Source organism: Sorangium sp. So ce185 (genome assembly GCF_051526825.1).
Lineage (GTDB): Bacteria > Myxococcota_A > Polyangia > Polyangiales > Polyangiaceae > Sorangium > Sorangium cellulosum_D.
The window spans coordinates 5,119,637-5,137,676 of the sequence record NZ_CP150316.1 but is presented as its reverse complement, the minus strand read 5'-3'; the positions used below and the strand labels follow the sequence as shown (position 1 = coordinate 5,137,676).

Here is an 18,040-nt window from a genome sequence, read left to right as displayed (position 1 = left end):
CTCGGCCCCCGCCGCCAGCCGATCCGTCACCGCTGTCCGCGGCGCGCCGCGCTTCCGCGTCGCGCTCGCGCGCTCCCGCTCAGGCGCCCGGCGGGGCGGCCGGCGTCGGCTCGCCGGCCGCGGCCGGCGGCGCCTTGACCGGCGCCTCCTCGGTCACGAGCTCGCCGTCCCGGTACTCCAGGACGCCCTTGGGCGGCCCGAAGACCGCGTAGGCGTCGGGCAGGATCAGCGCCTCGCGGAGCACGTCGTCCACGTGCTCCACGAGCACGAGCCGCAGCGCCTTCAGCACGCGCCGGGGCACGTCCCGGAGATCCTTCCGGTTCTCCTTCGGCAGGATCACGGTCGAGATGCCGCCGCGGTGGGCCGCGAGCAGCTTCTCCTTGAGCCCGCCGATCGGCATCACCCGGCCGCGCAGGGTGATCTCGCCCGTCATCGCGAGATCCCGCCGGACCGGCACCTTCATCAGCGCGCTCACGAGCGCGGTCACCATGGTCACGCCCGCGCTGGGCCCGTCCTTCCGGACGAAATCGGGGAAGTGAATGTGGACGTCGACCTTCTGATAGACGTCCGCCTCGAGCCCGAGGCGATCGAGGCGCGAGCGCACGTAGCTCATCGCCGCGTGCCCGCTCTCCTCCATCCCCTTCTCGAGCAGCCCGGTGATGACGAGCTTGCCCTTGCCCGGCACCACGGTCGCCTCGGCCGGGAGCAGGTCGCCGCCGACGTTGGTCACGGCCAGGCCGTTCACGAGGCCGACCTCGTCCCGCTCCTCGCGCCGGCCGAGCCGGTACTTGGGGACGCCGAGATACTTCGGGATGCTCTTCGCGACGACCTCGATCGGCTTGTCCTTGCCGTCGGACACGACCTTCCGGGCCACCTTGCGGCACACGCTCGCGATCTCGCGCTCCAGCGAGCGCACGCCGCTCTCCTTCGTGTAGTGGTGGATGATCGTCCGGAGCGCCCCCTCCGTGAAGTCGAGCGACACGTCCTCGAGGCCGCACTCCTTCCGCTGCCGGGGCACGAGGTACTTCACCGCGATGTTCAGCTTCTCGAACTCCGTGTAGCCCGAGAGCTGGATGACCTCCATGCGGTCCTGGAGCGGCACCGGGATGCCCGACAGCGTGTTCGCCGTCGTGATGAACATCACGTCGGAGAGGTCGTAATCGAGATCCAGGTAGTGGTCGTTGAAGGTGTGGTTCTGCTCCGGATCGAGCACCTCGAGCAGCGCCGCCGCCGGATCCCCGCGGAAGTCGGTCGACATCTTGTCGACCTCGTCGAGCAGGAACACGGGGTTGTTCGTCCCGACCTTCTTGAGCGACTGGATCAGCTTGCCGGGCAGCGCGCCGATGTACGTCCGCCGGTGGCCGCGGATCTCCGCCTCGTCGCGGACGCCGCCGAGCGACAGCCGCACGAACTTGCGCCCGGTCGCGCGCGCGATCGACTTCGCCAGGCTCGTCTTGCCGACGCCGGGCGGACCGACGAAGCAGAGCACCGGGCCCTTCAGCTTCTTCGTCAGCGCCTGGACCGCGAGGTACTCGAGGATCCGCTCCTTGATCTTCTTCAGGCCGTAATGGTCCTCGTCGAGGATCTTCTCGGCCTCGACGAGGTCATACCGCTCCTCGCTCTTGTCGTACCAGGGGAGCTCCAGGATCCAATCGATGTAGTTGCGCACCACGGTCGCCTCGGCGCTCGTGGGGTGCATCATCTTCAGCTTCTTGAGCTCCTTCTTGACCTTGGCGGCGGCCTCCTTGCTCATCCGCTTGGTCTTGAGGGCCTCCTCGATCTCCTGGATCTCGTTCTTGAACTCGTCGCGCTCGCCGCCGCCCAGCTCCTTCTGGATGGCCTGCATCTGCTCGTTGAGGTAGTACTCCTTCTGCGTCTTCTCCATCTGCTTCTTGACGCGACTCCGGATCTTCTTCTCCACCTGGAGAATCTCGATCTCGGCCTGCATCAGCTCGATGAGACGCTCGAGCCGCTTCTGCGGCTCCTCCATCTCGAGCAGCGCCTGACGGTCCGTCAGCTTGATGGTCGGCAGGTTGGCGATGATGGTGTCGGCGAGCCGCGAGGCCTCGTCGATGGCCTGCACCGCCATCAGGACCTCGGGCTGGATCTTCTTGTTGAGCTTGACGTACATCTCGAACGTCGACTGGACCGAGCGCATCAGCGCCTCGACCTCGACGCTCGCGACGGAGCTCTCGACGATCTCGTCGTACTCGATCAGGAAGTACGCATCGCTCTGGACGTAACGGCGAATGCGCGCCCGGCGCTTGCCCTCGATGAGGACCTTGACCGTCCCGTCCGGCAGCCGGAGCAGCTGCATGATGGCGCCGACCGAGCCGACGCCGAAGATGTCGTCCGGCGTCGGGTCGTTCGTCTTCGCGTTCCGCTGCGCGGCGAGGAAGATCTCCTTGCCGCGGTTCATCGCCTCGTCGAGGGCGGCGATGCTGCGCTCGCGCCCGACGAACAGCTGGGAGACCATGTGTGGAAAGACGATGATGTCGCGCAGAGGGAGCAACGGGACGATGCCGCGCTCGGGTGCGTTCTTGCCGCGATCACTGTCGTTCTTGAAGAACATCCGCCGTCTTTCCGGGAGTATCGGGAGGCCGGGGCAGCCCCGCCTCGGTTGTCACACGTGGCTTGCTTGACTGCTGTACTTGCGCCGGAGCGGCGCGCGCCCCACGGGGGACGCGCGCGGCGCCGGCATCCTCGGAGGAGGCGCGCCCAACAAGGGCGCGCCGGACGCGCGCCGTCCAGCGCGGCGCGGGCCTGCGCCGCGCGCCCTGGACAGCGGCCCCCCTGGGGCGAGCGCTACGCGAGCTCCGCCTCCTTCGTGTACACGATGAGCGGCGGCTCGTGCTTGACGATCACGTCCTCGCTGACGACGACCTCCTTGATCCCCGTTCGGGACGGGACGTCGTACATGATGTCGAGCATCGCCGACTCGAGGATCGCGCGCAGGCCGCGGGCGCCGCTGTTCCTCTCCAGGGCCTGACGGGCCACCGCCACGAGCGCGCCCCGGGTGAACTTGAGCTTCACCCCGTCCATCTCGAAGAGCTTCTGGTACTGCTTGACCAGGCTGTTCTTCGGCTTCGTGAGGATGTCGATGAGCGCCTCCTCGTTGAGCTCGTGCAGGGTCGCGAGGATCGGCAGGCGGCCGATGAACTCGGGGATGAGCCCGAACTTGAGGAGGTCCTCCGGCTGGACGACGCTGAGCAGATCGCCCAGCTTGAAGTCCTTCTTCGCCTTGATGTCGGCGCCGAAGCCGAGCGTGTTCTGGCCGATGCGCCGCTGGATGATCTGATCCAGGCCGACGAACGCGCCGCCGCAGATGAACAGGATGTTGGTCGTGTCGACCTGCAGGAAATCCTGCTGCGGGTGCTTGCGGCCGCCCTTCGGGGGGACGTTGGCGATCGTCCCCTCGATGATCTTGAGCAGCGCCTGCTGCACGCCCTCGCCGGAGACGTCGCGCGTGATGCTCGGGTTGTCGCTCTTCCGGCTGATCTTGTCGATCTCGTCGATGTAGACGATGCCGCGCTGCGCGCGCTCGACGTCGTGATCCGCGTTCTGGAGGAGCTGGACGATGATGTTCTCGACGTCCTCGCCGACGTAGCCGGCCTCGGTCAGCGTCGTCGCGTCCGCGATCGCGAAGGGGACGTTGATGATCTTGGCGAGCGTCTGCGCGAGGAGCGTCTTGCCGGAGCCCGTCGGGCCGAGCAGGAGGATGTTCGACTTGGACAGCTCCACGTCGTCCGAGGAGACCCGGCTGTCGATGCGCTTGTAGTGGTTGTGCACCGCTACGGCGAGGATCTTCTTGGCGCGGTTCTGGCCGACGACGTACTCATCCAACGTCGCCTTGATGTCGGCGGGCTTGGGGACCGGGGTCGACCCGGCGTACGGCTCGTCCTTCTCGACCTCCTCCGCGATGATGTCATTGCAGAGCCCGATGCACTCATCACAGATGTACACCGTGGGGCCCGCGATGAGCTTCTTCACCTCTTTCTGCGACTTGCCGCAGAAGGAGCAGCTTAAATTGCCATTCGAGTGATCGTCCCGCCTTCGCTCCACTTCGACCCTCAGTGCGGTCTGCCAACGCTTCCGCTTCGATGAGCGGTGGGGTCACGCCGCGGCGGCCCCTTCCGCTCGGGATGGGGACGGCTTCCACCGTCCCCTGGATTTTCAGCGATGCGCAGCCAAACGCCGCGCTCGGATTCTAGTCCGGTGCCCGTACCGTCGCAAGCTAACGGGGGTGGTCTCCAGCCTGTGGCCGAAGTCAGGGAATCGCCCGATGGCGCCGCGACGCGCGCCGCCGATGAGGCTGCGCGCCTCGGGAAAACCAGCGGATCGAGCGAGCGCAGCGCGCTCGACCAGCACGTCGCGCTCGACCGGCGCGGCACGCTCGCCGCCGCTCGCCCCGCCGCGCGCAGGCGCCCCGCCGCGCGCACGCGCGCCGCGCCCGGCGCGACGTGGCGGCGACGCGCGACACCGCCGCGCGCGGCGCGACGCCGCGGCCCGACGCGGCTCCGCGCCGGCCCTCCGCCAGAGCACGCCCGCCGGACGAGGGGGCGCGGGCACCTACTTGTTCCGCTTCGGGAAGACCTCGTCGATCAGGCCGTACTCCTTGGCCTGCGTCGCGCTCAGGTAGAAGTCGCGCTCGATGTCCTTCGCGAGCTCGTCCCGGTTCTTGCCGGTGGCGTCGACGAGGATGTCGATCAGCGTCTCCTTGATCTTCTTGATCTCGCGCGCCTGGATCTCGATGTCCGTCGCCTGGCCGCGCGCGCCGCCGAGCGGCTGGTGGATCATCATCCTCGCGTGCGGCAGCGCGAAGCGCCGGCCCTTGCGGCCCGCGCTGAGCAGCACGGCGCCCATCGACGCGGCCTGGCCGATGCACATCGTCGACACCGGGCAACGCACGTACTGCATCGTGTCGTACATCGCGAGCCCCGACGTCACCACGCCGCCCGGGCTGTTGATGTAGACCTGGATCTCCTTCTCGGGATCCTCGCTCTCAAGGAAGAGGAACTGCGCGATCACGGCGTTCGCGACGAAGTCGTCGATCTCCGTGCCGATGAAGACGATGCGGTCCTTGAGGAGGCGGCTGAAGATGTTCCACTCCCGCTCGCCGCGGTGGGTCACCTCCGTGACCGTCGGGAGGATGTAGGCCTTCTCGCGTTCGAGAAACTCGATGGCTTGGGTGCGGGTTTCGACTCGTCGGGTCATCCGGTGCTCCGGGGGGTTTCCTGCCGCGCGGCAGGGGTTCTACTCCTGGGCCAGACTGCGTCCGATCGCAAGACCGAACGCGCCCGAGGTTACCGGAAAATGGCGGCCGCCCGCTGCGGTCGCGCACGGAACTCGCGCCGCGCCCGCGCCCGGCGCTGGCGCGCCGTTCGCTCGACGTGCGCTCGATTTTCGCTCAGCATTTCGCTCAGCGCGCGCTCGACCTACGGGGTGCGGCGCGATGAGGGCGCCGCGCGCGTCCTGTGCGCGGGCGCGGGCGCGGCGCGACCCGGACGAACCGCGCCGCCGGCGCCGAGCCGGCGGCGCCGAGCCGGCGGCGCCGAGCCGGCGGCGCCGAGCCGGCGGCGCGGCGCCGCGGCTAGCCCGCGTCGGTGACCTTCGCGGCGGCCTCGATGATGTCGAGGATCTTGTCCTCGAGGATCATCCCGGCGAAGAGCTCGCGCTTCTGCGGCTCGCGGTACTCCGCCTTGATCTTCGCCACGTTCTTGCCGGTCTGCTCGGCGAGCTCCTGGTAGCCCTTCTCGAGGTCGGCCTCGGTGATCTTGACCTCCTTCGCCTTCGCGATCTCGGCCATGACCAGCCCCGCGCGCACCTTCATCTCGGCGTCGAGCCGGACGCGGGCGCGGAACTCCGGCGTCGGATCGACGCGCTGACCCTGCCGGCGCGCCGTCGCGAGCAGCTCGCGCTCGGCGAGCTGCGCCTGCTGGTCGACGAGCGACGGCGGGACCGGGATCGGGTTCGCCTTGCAGAGCTCGACGACGAGCTGCTCGGCGACCGCGTCGCTCGCCCGCTGCGTCAGCTCCTTCTCGAGCTTCTTGCGGAGCGACTCGCGGAGCGCGGGGAGGCTCTCCTCGCCGCAGTCCTTCGCGAACTCGTCGTCGACCTCCGGGAAGATGCGCTCCCGCAGGTCCTTCAGCGTGATGTGGAAGACCGCCTGCTTGCCACGCAGATCCGCGTTCGAGTGCTGCTCGGAGAACGTGACCGGGACGTCCTTCGCCTGGCCGGGCGTCATGCCGAGGAGCGCGTCCTCGATCTCCTTGAAGACCTGGCCGCTGCCGAGCTCGGTCTCGATCTCCTGCTCCTTCGTGTCGCGCAGGGCGCCGGCGACCTCCAGGGTGAAGGAGATCGTCGCCATGTCCCCCTTGGCGGCGGGGCGCTCCGGCTCCGGCGCCTGCAGCGTCGAGTGCTCGCGCCGGAGGGCGGTGATCTCGGCGTCGATCATCTCCTCCGACGGCGTCGTCGAGGGGCGCTTCACCTCGAAGCCCTCCCACTTCACCTCGGCGATGTCGGGCCGGACCTCGAAGCGGGCCTTGTAGGAGAACGCGTCGTCCGGGCGGAGCTCGGCGGGCGCGATCGCCGGCTGGGACAGGGGCTGCACCTGCTTGTCGGCGAGCGCCTGGTTCAGCGTGGCGTCGACGAGCCGCTGGGCGACATCGGCGTGGATGCGGCCGCCGTAGAGGTGCGCGAGCACCTGGCGCGGCGCCTTGCCAGGCCGGTAGCCCCGGACCCGGGCCGTCCGCTGGAGCGCCGTATAGGCCTTGTCGACCTCGCTCCGGACGCGGTCCGCGGGGACCTCCACCTGAAACTCCATCAGCACGGGAGAAAGCTTTTCGACGTTGACTTGCATGGCGTTTTTTTCGAAGGGCGGCACTCGTGCCACGCGCCGCCGGGGGGGTCAAGACGGCCGAAAGGACGCTGCTTTAAAAAAAAGGAGCCCCGGCGGAGAGGCGGCCGCCGGGGCTCGGGGATCCCGGGAGGGATCGTGCAAGCTGATGCGGAGCGAGAGGCTCGCGCCGGTGCGGACGCCGCTGCGGCGCTCGTGCGCAGCAGCGTCCGCACCGGCGCGAGCGCGGGGCCTGCGAGGCTGGCCCGCGCCGCGCGGCCCGCGCTCAGTCGTCGTCCGAGACGTCGAAGGGGTCCTTCTCGAAGTCGAGCTCGGCGTCGAACGACGACTCCTCCTCGACGATGTCCTCGAGCGAGAAGCCCACGCGGTTCGGGCGGAGAATCTCCCGCTCGAACTCTGCAAAGTTCTGATACGACCTGGGAAGCGGCATCTGTCCTCCTCACATGTGCCGAGGCGACGTCGGGGCGTCGGTCTGCTCGGCGAAGCTGGGCACCACGTCCGTGAGATCCTGGGCGGTCAGCGCCGGCCCTCGACGCGCGTCGAGGGCGGACGGCGGCGCGAACCGAGCGTCGACCTGCGTTGAAGCGAAGGCGAAAGCACGAGGACCTGCGCAGGCGCGAGCAATGCAGGCTCGCGCCCGTCGCACCAGAACGCGCGGGCGAGGATCCGATCGACCGGGCCGGCGTCGCCGCAGGGCAACAGCGCCCCGTTGAGGCCGAAGCAGCGGCTCCGCCCCGAGGCTCGCCCGCGGGCCAGCGGCCCCGTCGTTCGTTCACCTACACCCACATCAAGCGACATGTGGGTCACTGTAGACGCCCCCGCCGTTCAGGCCAACAATCCGGCGAGCGAACCGGTGAACCGGGCGTGAACGGGCGTGATCCGGGCGTGAACCCGGTCGTCAATCGGTCGTGCACCGCTCGTGAATCGCGCGCGGATGAGCGGCGGGGACGCGTGCATCTCTCGACGTGCCGATGGGGGTCGTGTAAGCAGCCGGGTCGGACGCGACACAGCACGATGCCACCGCCCAACCAGGGGGGCGCGCCCGGCAAGACCGGCTCCGCCTCCAAGCCTTCGCCTGTCGTCCTCGCCGTCGCCAACCAGAAGGGGGGCGTCGGCAAGACCACGACCTCGGTCAACCTGGCCGCGAGCTTCGCCGCGGCGGAGTGCCGGACCCTGCTCGTCGACTGCGATCCGCAGGGGAACGCGTCGAGCGGCGTCGGCGTGCGGCGGGGGAGCTTCGAGCTGTCGCTCTACGACGTGCTGATCGGGCGGGCGGCGCTGAAGGAGGCGACCGTCGCGACCGAGGTGCCGCTCCTCGACGTGGTGCCCGCGACGCAGGATCTCGTGGCGGCAGAGCTCGAGCTGGTCGACGCGGACGACCGCGCGACGCGGCTGCGCCAGGCGCTGCGCCCGCACCTCGACGGGTACGCGTTCGTCGTCCTCGACTGCCCGCCGTCGCTCGGGCTGCTCACGCTGAACGCGCTCACGGCGGCGCACCGGGTGCTCGTGCCGCTCCAGTGCGAGTACTACGCGCTCGAGGGGCTGACGCACCTCATGGCGACGATCGACCGAGTGCGCAACGCCTTCAACCCGGAGCTCACGGTCGAGGGCGTCGTCCTCACGATGTTCGACGGGCGCAACTCGCTCACCCACCAGGTGGCCGACGAGGTGAAGGCGCACTTCCGCGTGTTCGACGCGATCATCCCGCGCAACGTGAAGCTCAGCGAGGCGCCGTCGCACGGCAAGCCGGCGCTGCTCTACGACGCGCAGTCGAAGGGGGCGCAGGGCTACCTGAGCCTCGCGCGCGAGATCCTGGACGGCCCGCCCGCCGCCGCGGCCGATCCGAAGAAGCGGCAGCGCGGGGACGCGGAGGGGGAGCCGCAGGCCGAGGCCACGACCACCACCGGAGCGCGCGCGAGGGACGCACGACCGAGATCATGAATGCCGATCAGAAAGGGGCGCGGCGCGCGCTCGGACGGGGGCTCGACGCCCTGCTCCCGGCGGCGCCGCCGGCGACAGCGACGGCGGCCGAAGGGCGCAGCGTGTTCGTGTGCGCGATCGAGAAGATCGTGCCGCAGAAGGGGCAGCCGCGGCAGCACTTCGACGAGGCCGAGCTGGAGGAGCTCACCGGGAGCATCCGCGAGCACGGGCTCATCGAGCCGCTCATCGTGCGCAGGACGCAGGCCGGGAACGACAGTTTCGAGCTCATCGCCGGCGAGCGGCGGTGGCGCGCGGCGCAGCGCGCGGGGCTCCGGGAGGTGCTCGTCGTCGTCAAGGACGTCTCCCCCAAGGAGGCGTTCGAGCTGGCCCTCGTCGAGAACGTGCAGCGGGCCGACCTCAACCCGATCGAGATCGCCGAGGCGTTCGACAGGCTCCTGCGCGAGCACAGCTACACGCACCAGACGCTCGCGGAGCGCGTCGGCAAGGACCGCACCACGATCGTCAACTCGCTCCGGCTCCTCCGGCTGCCGCCGCGCATCCGCACCATGGTGATCTCGCGCGAGCTCAGCGAGGGCCACGCGCGCGCGCTGCTCGGGGCGCCGAGCGACAAGGTGATGGCCGACGTCGCCGAGCGGACCGTCCACGGCAAGCTCCCCGTCCGCAAGGTCGAGGCGCTGATCAAGGCGGCGAAGGAGAAGGAGAGCCGCGCCGCCGGGGACGGCGAGGATCCCGGCGAGAAGAAGCGCGCGGGGAAGTCGCCCGCGATCAAGGACCTGGAGGCGCGCCTCATGCGGCGGCTCGGGACCCGCGTCGAGGTGCGCGACGAGGGCGGCCGCGGCGAGCTCGGCATCACGTACGGCTCGCTCGACGAGCTCGACAGGATCATCGCGCTGCTCGGCGCGTGAGCCGCCGCGGGCGGGCGCGCGCTCGCCCCCGGCCGGCGAGCGGGATCGCCCCCGGCGGGCAGGCGCGCGCGCGGGCTCGCGCCGCGATCGCGCTACTTGATCCGGGCGCTGAGCTCCTTCACCTTGGCGCGGGCGCGCTTGCCGATCTCGGTGTCGCCGCCGTGCTTGCCCGCCTCGGTGAGCGCCGCGAGCGCGCTCTGCGGCCTGCGCTCGGCCAGGAACGACAGACCGAGGTAGTAGTGCGCGGCCGCGAACTTCGGGTCCACCTTGATCGCGGCCTGGTAGTCCGCGCGCGCCCCCGGCTCGTCGCCGAGCTCGTGGCGGCACGTCCCGCGGCGCACGTGGAACTCCGCCTCCGGCTTCAGCTTGATGGCGCGGTCGAAGGCCGCCACGCAGTCGGCGAACGCCTTCGCCGGCCCGAGCATCCGCCCGATGGTCGCGATCGTCGCCACGTCGTCGCCGGTGGCGGCGAGCGCCTTCTTCAGCTCCGCCGCGGCCCGGTCGAGCTCCTTGGCCTCGAACAGCATCGCGCCGTAGGCGAAGCGCGTCGCGGCCGAGTCCTCGGCCTTGAGCGCCGCCTCGTAGTGCTTGCTCGCGTTCGCGACGTCGCGCTTCAGGCCGTACGCGTAGCCCAGGTTCTGGTGGAGCGCGGCGCGGCCCGGCGCCTGCTCGATCGCCTTCGTGAGCACCGCGATCGCCTCGTCCGGCCGCGCGGGCTCGTCCAGGTAGAGCGCCGCCAGGTTCAGCGCCGCGGCCTCCAGCTTGGGATCGCGCTCGAGCGCCTTCTTGTACGACGCCTCGGCGCCGGCGCGGTCGTTCGTCTTCTCGTGCGCGAGCCCGAGGTAGTAGTGCGCCTCGGCGTTGCCCGGCTCGTGCTCGATCGCCCGGAGGAGGTGCGGCTTCGCCTCCTCGTACCGCTCGTTCTTGATGTAGGCCACGCCCCGATCGAGCGCGCTCGTCGACGTCCCCTTCGAGGTCGCCGCGTCGCTGCCGTCCGGCGGATCGGCGAGCAGCGGATCCCCGAGCTGCTCGCGCGGGGCCTCCTGCGCTCCACCACACGAGGCGGCGCACGCCGCGACCGCCACCACCGCCACGCCCCGGCGCGCGGCGGCCGCCGCCCGCGCCGCGCGCGAAAACCACCCCTTGTTCATCCGACACTCCCTTCGCCGTCCAGGCCCTGGAGCACCGCGTGCAGCCGCTCCTCGACCTCTTGCATCCGCTTGCCGTTCGCGATCTTCGTCCCGTCCGCCTCGCTCACATAGAACACGTCGGCCACGCGCGTCCCCTCCGTGTTGATCTTGGCGACCGAGATCGACAGGCCGAGCTGGTAGAGCGCGTCCGAGATCGCGAACAAGAGGCCCGGGCGATCGCGCGCGAGGACCTCGATCACCGTGTGGTGCGACGCGCGATCGTCGATGGAGATCTGCGTCTTGACCTTCGGCGTCGGGCGCTCGCGCAGGCCGCCGCCGCGGCGCTTCTTGGCGACGTCGGCGCCGGAGATCTGGCCCGAGAGCACCGCCTGGATGTCGGCCACGAGCTTCGGGATGGCGCGGGCCACCCCCCCTACCCCCTCGCCGCGGTCGCGCACCCAAAACAGGTCGACCGCCTGCAGGCGCACGCCCGCGGGCGGCGACGACCCGGTCCTCGCGCGGAGCGCGACGCCGTCGTCGTCGCACGCGCGCGAGTGGATCTGCGCGGCGTGGACCTCGAGGCGCGAGGACGCGAGCGCCGCCGTGATCGCCGCCAGCAGGCCGGGGCGATCGGGCGCGACCACGCACACCTCCGCGGCCTCCGGGTGGCGCGACGGCACCAGCGCGACCGAGACGCTGTTGCCGCTCGACTCCTGCTGCCGGGCGAGCTCGGCGTGCGCCGCGATCGCGGCGGGGCTGTTCGCGAGGAGGTAGCGCTCGGGCATCGACGCGAGGTAGCGCGCCAGGAAATCGCGCTGCGCGCGCCGCTCCGCCTCGTCCGCGGCCGGGAGGTCCTCGAGGGCGCCCACCGTGCCGCTGATCGCGCGCGCCATGCGCTGATCGTCGATCCCGAGCGGCCCGCTCTCCCCGCGCGCGCCGCGCAGGGCCGCGTCCGCCGAGAGGTAGAGCTCGTCGAGCATCCGCGCCTTCCACGACGTCATCGACGTGGGGCTCGTGGTCGAGATGTCGGCGACCGTGAGCAGGTAGAGATCGCGCAGCCCCTCGCGGCCGTGCACCTCCCGGCAGAACTCCGAGATCGTGGCCGGGTCGTCGAGGTCGCGCCGGGTCGCGATGAGGTACATCACGAGGTGCTTCAGCACGAGGTGGCACGCCTCGTCGATGTCCTCCGGCGGGAAGCCGAGCCGCTCCAGGATGTCGCGCGCCATCTCGGCGCCGCGCCGGCTGTGGTCCTTGCCCCCGATCGCCTTGCCCACGTCGTGCAGGAGCGTGGCGAAGAACAGCATCGTCGGCCGCGTCGCCTCGGCGGCGAGCCGGCACGCGAGCCCGAACTCGCCCGCGAGCTCGCCGCGCACGAGCGCCGCCAGCCGATCGACCGCGGCGACCGAGTGCACGTCGACCGTGTACACGTGGTAGACGTCGTGGTGGACGCGCCCGACGACCGGCGAGAACTCGGGGATCATCGCGAGCAGGAGGCCGAGGTCGTGCAGCTCGCGGACGACCGAGCCGCTCTGGAGCGCCGTCTCCTTGCACGTGGCCACGAGGGTCCGGAACAGCGCGGCGGCCTCGGGGCTCTCGCGGAGCGCCGCGCAGAACGCCGCGTCGCCGGCGGCGCGGACGATCGCCCCGCGCGCGTAGGGCAAGAGCGGGACGCCGCGCTCGACGGCCGCGGCGACCAGCCGCAGCGCGATCGGCGGGTCGGTCCGGAGCAGATCCGGATCGCTCATCGTGATGCAGCCGTCGAACAGGCGGATGCCCCCGCCGAGGTCCTCGTCGCGGCGGCGGCGCCGCGTGAGCGTCGGCGTGGCGCGCGAGACGATCATGTCGAGGGCGCGCGAGATGGTCCGGGCGCTCCGGTAGTAATCGCTCATCATCCGCTCGATCGCCTCGGGCGACACCGAGGGCTCGTCGGGCGGCGGCGCGGCCTTCCGGGCGGCCTCGGCCGCCTCGTTGTAGCCGAGCACGCCGGCGACGAGCTCCTGCTCGTCGAACGTCAGCCGGTCGGTCCTCCGGCCGGAGTGGGCGTGGAGGAGGTTGCGGATGCGCCAGAGCATCTCGGCGGCGCCCTGGATCTCCTCCGCCTCGCGGGCGACGAGCGCGCCGAAGCGGACCAGCGCGGCGAACTCGCCGACGCCGTAGCGCGCCTTCGCCGCCCAGCGGGCGACGTCGAGGTCGCGCAGCCCGCCGGCGCCGTTCTTCACGTCCGGCTCCAGGAGGTAGACCGAGCCGCCGAAGCGCTCGTGGCGCTGCGCGATCTCCTTGCCGAGCCGCTCGATGAAGCGGGGCAGCTCCGAGTGCGCGAAGAGGCCCGCGGCGGCGCGCTGCCACAGCGACTCGGAGAGCGACGCGTCGCCGACGACGTGCCGCCAGTCGAGCAGGCTCGTCGCGGTGGGCAGGTCCTCGCGCGCGCCCTCGACGAGGTCGTCGATGGTGACGACCTGGTGCCCCACGGTGACCCCCATGTCCCAGAGCGGGTAGAGCAGCGCGTCCGCGATGGCGCTGGCGCGCTGGGCGTCGCGGGCGAGGATGCGCACGTCGAGGTCGCTCCGCAGCGCGACGGCGCCGCGGCCGTAGCCGCCGACCCCGGCGATCGCGACCGCGTCCCACGCGGCGCGGCTCGGGGAGCCGGACTCGCGCAAGAGGTGGAAGAGGCGCGTCAGGAGATCGTCGAGCAGGCGCGCGTGGCGCCGGCCGAGGGCGACCCCGAGCGCGGAGGGATCCGCGGCCGGCGTGGAGCCGCTCGGCACGGCGCGGTCGAGCCCGGCGCGCTCGCGCGCGTAGGCGGCGCGGAGCTCGGCGAGCCCGCTGGGCCTGGACGTGGGGGAGAGATCGACGCTCATGCGGAGGGCTTTCGCTTTCTCAGGCGCCCGGGGCGCGGAAGGCGGTGACGTGGGCGTTCACCCGGACGGGGGTGAGGCCGGCGCCGCAGAGGCGCGGCGCCTCGCTCGCGGCGGAGAACAGGAGCCCGCCGGGGCCGAGCTCGGCGGCGAGGCGGCGGGCCACCGCGTCGCCCGCGGGCTCTGCGAGGTACAGGAGGACGTTCTTGAAGAAGATGATCTGGAAGCCGCCGCTCGGCACGGCGTGGACCAGATCGCAGACCTCGAAGGAGACGACCTCACGGAGCTTCTGGGAGACGTGGAGCGCGCCGCCCTTCTGCTCACAATAGCGCTGAAGCAGGGCCGGCGGGAGCTGGTCGGCGGCCTCGGCCGAGTAGACGGCCTCGCGCGCCGCGTCGATGGCCGGGGCGGCGCGGTCGACCCCGAGCACGCTGAAGCGGCGGCCGGCGCTCGCGAGGACCATCCCGAGGGTATAGGCCTCCTCGCCGGTGCTGCAGCCGGCCGAGAGGCCGGCGATCGGGACGTCGGGGGGGATCTTCGGCAGCACCGCGGTGGCGATGGCCTCCCAGATGATCGGATCGCGGTAGAACCGCGTCTCGCCGACGCGGAGCGCGCTGACGATGTCCTCGACCGCCTCCCTGTCCTCGTGCAGGCGCTCGGCGGCCGCGAACGGGGACACGCCGTGCCGCGCGGCCACGCCGCTCAGCACGGCGAGGACCCGCTCGCGGACCCACCCCGGGGCGGCGAGGCTGCGGCCCAGGCCGAACCTGCGCTCGAGCTCGGCGAGCGCGAGGTCGACGGCCCGCTCGGCGGAGCGCGCCGCAGGACCTCCTCCCGCTCTCGGCGATCTGGCCATCGGGGGCGCCGCGGTCAGCCGAGGAAGCCGGCCTTCCTGGCCTGGGCTCCCTTGCCGCCGCCGTCGAGGGCGATGGCGAACACGTCCTTCAGCGCGAGCACGAAGGTCTCGCCCTTGGTGCTGCGCGCCTTGAGGAGCCCGCCCACGCTGAGGACCGCGTCGATCTTGGTCACCGGGAGCGACACGCCCTCGTGGGCGGCGTAGAGCGTGAGCACGCGCCCTTCCGGGAGCTCGGCCCAGCCGTCCTTGTCCGTCTTGGCCTCGGCCGTGTCGAGGGCTGCTTTGAGGATGTCGTCGGTCATGAGCAACGTTTCCGCCCCGCGCCCGGCCGCGTCAAGCGCGTGCTGTCCCTTACTGGATTGAACGGCGATCGGGGTCGTACGGGACCTCGTCCGTGGTACCGTAGTGCGCCGATGTGGAGAAGGCCTCCCAGCCAGCCCCCTCAGGACGGGGCCGCCTCCGGGGCGCAGCCGGGGGGCGCGATGCCGCCGGGGTGGGAGCCCGGGGACCACCTCTTCGTCGACGACATCAAGAAGTCGTTCGGGCCGACGAAGGTGCTGCACGGCATCACCATGCACCTCAGGCGGACCGAGACCGCGGTGATCATCGGCGGGTCCGGCGCGGGCAAGACCACGCTGCTCCGGCTGCTCATCGGCCTGGAGCGGCCGACCACCGGGCACATCTGGGTCGACGGCGTCGATATGGGCGCGCTCGGCGACTACGAGATGAACCGGATGCGCCAGCGGTTCGGGATGGTGTTCCAGTACGCGGCGCTGCTCGACTCGCTCACGATCTTCGACAACGTGGCGTTCCCGCTGCGCGAGCACCGGAAGCACATGTCGAAGCGGGACATCCGCGACAAGGTCGTGGGGATGCTGAACTCGCTCGGCCTGGAGAACAAGGAGGACCGGATGCCGTCGGAGCTGTCCGGCGGGCAGCGCAAGCGCGTGGGCCTGGCGCGCGCGCTGATGCTCGAGCCCGAGATCCTCATCTACGACGAGCCGACGAGCGGTCTCGATCCGCTGACGAGCCGGATGGTCGACGATCTGATCGAGGAGACGCGGGCGCGCTTCAAGGTGACGAGCGTGGTGATCTCGCACGACATGGCGAGCACGTTCCGCATCGCGCACCAGGCGTTCCTCGTGATCCAGGGGCGGGTGGTCGCGTCGGGGACGCCGGACGAGCTGGCGTCGGGCGACAACGAGCAGGCGCGCCAGTTCATCGCGGCGGCGGGGGTGGCGCCGGAGAAGGTGTCGCGGGTGAACCGGCCGGCGCTCGCGGACAGCACGAACGGCGACGGCGGGCAGGTGATCGAGTTCCGGAAGGCGGCGGAGTAGAGGGCGGATCGCGGCGGTGCCGCTACAGGCGGAGCACCGCGACGCGGCTGCTACAGGCGAAGCACGGCGACGCGGCGGCCGCGGGGCGTCGTCGCTTCGGAGAACCGGGGTGCGCTCCGGGCGAGCCGGCCGCGGGCGTCGAAGATGACGAGCGTCCCGCGCCGTTGACGCAAGCGCGAAAGGTACTCGTCGAGCTGGGCGAGGCCCTCGCGGAGCGGGTCCTTCTGGCCCTTGCGCCACACCTTGAGCTCGACCGCGCGCCGCTGGACGGCCCGGGAGCCGTCGGGCTTGCGGTAGGGGAAGCGGACGAGCAGATCGATGCGCCCCCGGCCGACGCCGTACTCGCGATCGATGAAGCCGCCGCCATTCACCGCGCGCTGCAGGAAGGCCATGAGGACGAGCTGGGGGGCGACCTCGGGGTACGGCATCCCGGAGGCGAGCACCTCGCCGTGCTCGTGCCAGAACGCGGCGAACGCGCGGAGCAGGCGCCGGAAGGCGAGGCGGCCGTCGGGCAGGAGGAAGCGCTCGGGCGGGGCGTCGATCCGCTCCTCGGCCGATGACGAGAGGACGCGGGCGATCACCTCGCGGTAGATGGGGTTCGCCACGCGCAGCGGCTTGCCCTGGGCCACGAGGCCGAGATCGCGGACGTAGGAGGCGTCGTCGTCGTAGGTGTCGCCGCCGCCCTCGTACGTTCCCGCCAGCATGGGCTCGAGCACGCGGCGGACGCGCGGCTCGGCGAGCTTGCTGACGAGCGAGTCGAGGTGGGTGGCGCGCTCCAGGATGAGGCGCTCCTTGGCCTGCTCGACGTGCGCCCGCGTGATGGCCTCGCCGGGCGGAACGGCCAGCTTCTCGACGATCTCGCGGCCGAGCGCGTTGACCAGCCAGGGCTGGCCGGCGGTGAGCTCGAAGGCCCGGGCGAGCGCCGCATCGAGGAAGACCTGGCCGGTGTCCTCGGTGTGCTGGGCATAGAGCGCGCGGAGCTCTTCCTCGGAGAAGTCTCCGAGCCGCAAGGACTCGAGCTTGATGTTGAACGGGCTCGCGGTGCCGAGGCGCTCGGGATCGCCGCCGCTCGCGACCTTGTAGTCGCGCACGTCGCGCAGGCCGCAGAGGATGACCGAGGCGGCAAAGTGATCGGGACGGCTGGGGAAGCCGGCGCGGAGCTGGCGCAGGATGCTGAGGAGGCCCTGGCCGCGCAGGGAGTCGATCTCGTCGAAGATGAGGACGAGCGGGCGCGGGCAGGCGCGCGCCCAGGCGGTGAGCGCCGCGGAGAGGAGGCCCTCGTCGCCCTCGAGCGAGAACGGCGGCGGCTGGAGCTCGGGCGGCAGCGCGATCTCGGCCGCGCGCGCGAGCTCGCGCAGGACGGCGCGCTGGGCGGAGCCGTAGTCGTCGCCCGCGGCGCTGCCCTCCTCGCAGGAGAAGAGGACGGCGGCGTGGCGGCCCGAGGCGGTGAGCCGCTCGGCGGCGGCGCGCAGGGCGGTGGTCTTGCCGGTCTGCCGGGGGGCGTGGACGACGAAGTAGCCCATCTGCTCGACGAGGCCGGGGACCTCGGGCAGCCGGCTTTCCGCCGGGATCATGTAGTGCAGATCGGGGCGGCAGGGGCCGGTCGTGTTGAAGCGGCGCTTCACCCGCCGAGCCTTGGGCCAGCGGCCGGGAAGAAGCAAGGGAGCAGCCGTCGAGCGCGACGGCGCGACGGGCGCGATAAAGTGAAGCGAATGGAGCGGTGGTTCTGGATCGGGCTCGGCGGCGCGGCGGGAACGCTGGCCCGCTACGCGCTGTCGACGTGGTGCGAGGGCCGCTTCGGCGCCGGGTTCCCGTACGGGACGCTCGCCGTCAACGTGATCGGGTCGTTCTTGCTCGGCGCTATCGGCGAGGTCGCCGCGACGACGGAGCTCCTGTCGCCGACGCTCCGGCTGGGCCTGAGCACCGGCGTCATGGGCGGCTTCACCACGTACTCGAGCTTCAACAACGAGACGATCAGGCTCATCCACTACAAGTCGGCGGCGGCGGGGCTCGTCAACATCGCGATCACGCTGGTCGGCTGCCTGCTCGCCGGCGTCCTCGGGATGGTCGTCGCGAGGCGGCTCGTGGCGAGCTAGGGCGGTGGTGGTGGGCGGTAGCCTGTGGCTTGGCCGGGCTGGTCACACGAGAGCCGGCGTGCGA

General features: G+C 71.4%; 14 protein-coding genes. 4 read left to right on the top strand and 10 right to left on the bottom strand.

What is annotated here, in order from left to right:
* Positions 1–79: 79 nt before the first annotated feature.
* The 5 genes from lon to WMF26_RS18855 all read right to left on the bottom strand — a co-directional run bounded on the left by lon (position 80) and on the right by WMF26_RS18855 (position 7,286).
* Positions 80–2,572: an endopeptidase La gene (lon, locus tag WMF26_RS18875; protein WP_437338381.1), complete on the bottom strand. Its 2,493-nt coding sequence runs from the start codon at positions 2,570–2,572 to the stop codon at positions 80–82.
* A gap of 233 nt (positions 2,573–2,805) precedes the next feature.
* A complete protein-coding gene (clpX, locus tag WMF26_RS18870) occupies positions 2,806–4,062 on the bottom strand; it encodes an ATP-dependent Clp protease ATP-binding subunit ClpX (protein WP_020735740.1) in 1,257 nt (418 codons plus the stop codon).
* 507 nt (positions 4,063–4,569) lie between these two features.
* On the bottom strand, positions 4,570–5,214 hold the full coding sequence (locus WMF26_RS18865) for an ATP-dependent Clp protease proteolytic subunit (protein WP_061626654.1): 645 nt from the start codon (positions 5,212–5,214) through the stop codon (positions 4,570–4,572).
* Between the two features lie 376 nt (positions 5,215–5,590).
* A complete protein-coding gene (gene tig / locus WMF26_RS18860; RefSeq protein ID WP_437338380.1) occupies positions 5,591–6,859 on the bottom strand; it encodes a trigger factor in 1,269 nt (422 codons plus the stop codon).
* Positions 6,860–7,121: 262 nt separating this feature from the next.
* Positions 7,122–7,286, bottom strand: coding sequence for a hypothetical protein (locus WMF26_RS18855; protein ID WP_020735736.1), 165 nt, complete (start codon positions 7,284–7,286; stop codon positions 7,122–7,124).
* Between the two features lie 584 nt (positions 7,287–7,870).
* On the opposite strand from WMF26_RS18855, the gene WMF26_RS18850 reads away from it, so the two are divergent.
* On the top strand, positions 7,871–8,797 hold the full coding sequence (locus WMF26_RS18850) for a ParA family protein (protein ID WP_061626657.1): 927 nt from the start codon (positions 7,871–7,873) through the stop codon (positions 8,795–8,797).
* Complete coding sequence (locus WMF26_RS18845) at positions 8,794–9,702, top strand: ParB/RepB/Spo0J family partition protein (RefSeq protein ID WP_020735734.1); 909 nt, start codon at positions 8,794–8,796, stop codon at positions 9,700–9,702. The genes WMF26_RS18850 and WMF26_RS18845 overlap by 4 nt, the downstream gene beginning before the upstream one ends.
* A 92-nt stretch (positions 9,703–9,794) precedes the next feature.
* Here the strand turns inward: WMF26_RS18845 and WMF26_RS18840 are convergent, their stop codons facing one another.
* The 4 genes from WMF26_RS18840 to WMF26_RS18825 are packed head-to-tail and all read right to left on the bottom strand — an operon-like array spanning position 9,795 to position 14,845.
* Positions 9,795–10,853, bottom strand: a complete 1,059-nt coding sequence (locus tag WMF26_RS18840; protein WP_438001441.1) for a tetratricopeptide repeat protein — start codon at positions 10,851–10,853, stop codon at positions 9,795–9,797.
* Positions 10,850–13,690, bottom strand: a complete 2,841-nt coding sequence (gene glnD / locus WMF26_RS18835; protein WP_438001440.1) for a [protein-PII] uridylyltransferase — start codon at positions 13,688–13,690, stop codon at positions 10,850–10,852. Before glnD ends, WMF26_RS18840 begins: the two co-directional genes overlap by 4 nt.
* A gap of 19 nt (positions 13,691–13,709) precedes the next feature.
* Entirely contained in the window at positions 13,710–14,543 is an 834-nt protein-coding gene (locus WMF26_RS18830) for a CheR family methyltransferase (RefSeq protein WP_061624872.1), read from the bottom strand.
* A gap of 14 nt (positions 14,544–14,557) precedes the next feature.
* Positions 14,558–14,845: a hypothetical protein gene (locus WMF26_RS18825; protein ID WP_020735730.1), complete on the bottom strand. Its 288-nt coding sequence runs from the start codon at positions 14,843–14,845 to the stop codon at positions 14,558–14,560.
* Positions 14,846–14,956: 111 nt separating this feature from the next.
* Between WMF26_RS18825 and WMF26_RS18820 the strand changes: the two genes are divergently transcribed.
* Positions 14,957–15,880 carry an ABC transporter ATP-binding protein gene (locus WMF26_RS18820; RefSeq protein WP_437338376.1) on the top strand — a complete coding sequence of 308 codons (924 nt, stop codon included), beginning with the start codon at positions 14,957–14,959 and terminating at the stop codon, positions 15,878–15,880.
* A 50-nt stretch (positions 15,881–15,930) separates the two neighbouring features.
* Here the strand turns inward: WMF26_RS18820 and WMF26_RS18815 are convergent, their stop codons facing one another.
* Positions 15,931–17,505, bottom strand: coding sequence for an AAA family ATPase (locus WMF26_RS18815; protein WP_438001439.1), 1,575 nt, complete (start codon positions 17,503–17,505; stop codon positions 15,931–15,933).
* Between the two features lie 87 nt (positions 17,506–17,592).
* Here WMF26_RS18815 and crcB point away from each other — a divergent pair, with 87 nt between their 5' ends.
* On the top strand, positions 17,593–17,976 hold the full coding sequence (crcB, locus tag WMF26_RS18810) for a fluoride efflux transporter CrcB (protein ID WP_438001438.1): 384 nt from the start codon (positions 17,593–17,595) through the stop codon (positions 17,974–17,976).
* The last annotated feature ends 64 nt before the right edge of the window (positions 17,977–18,040 follow it).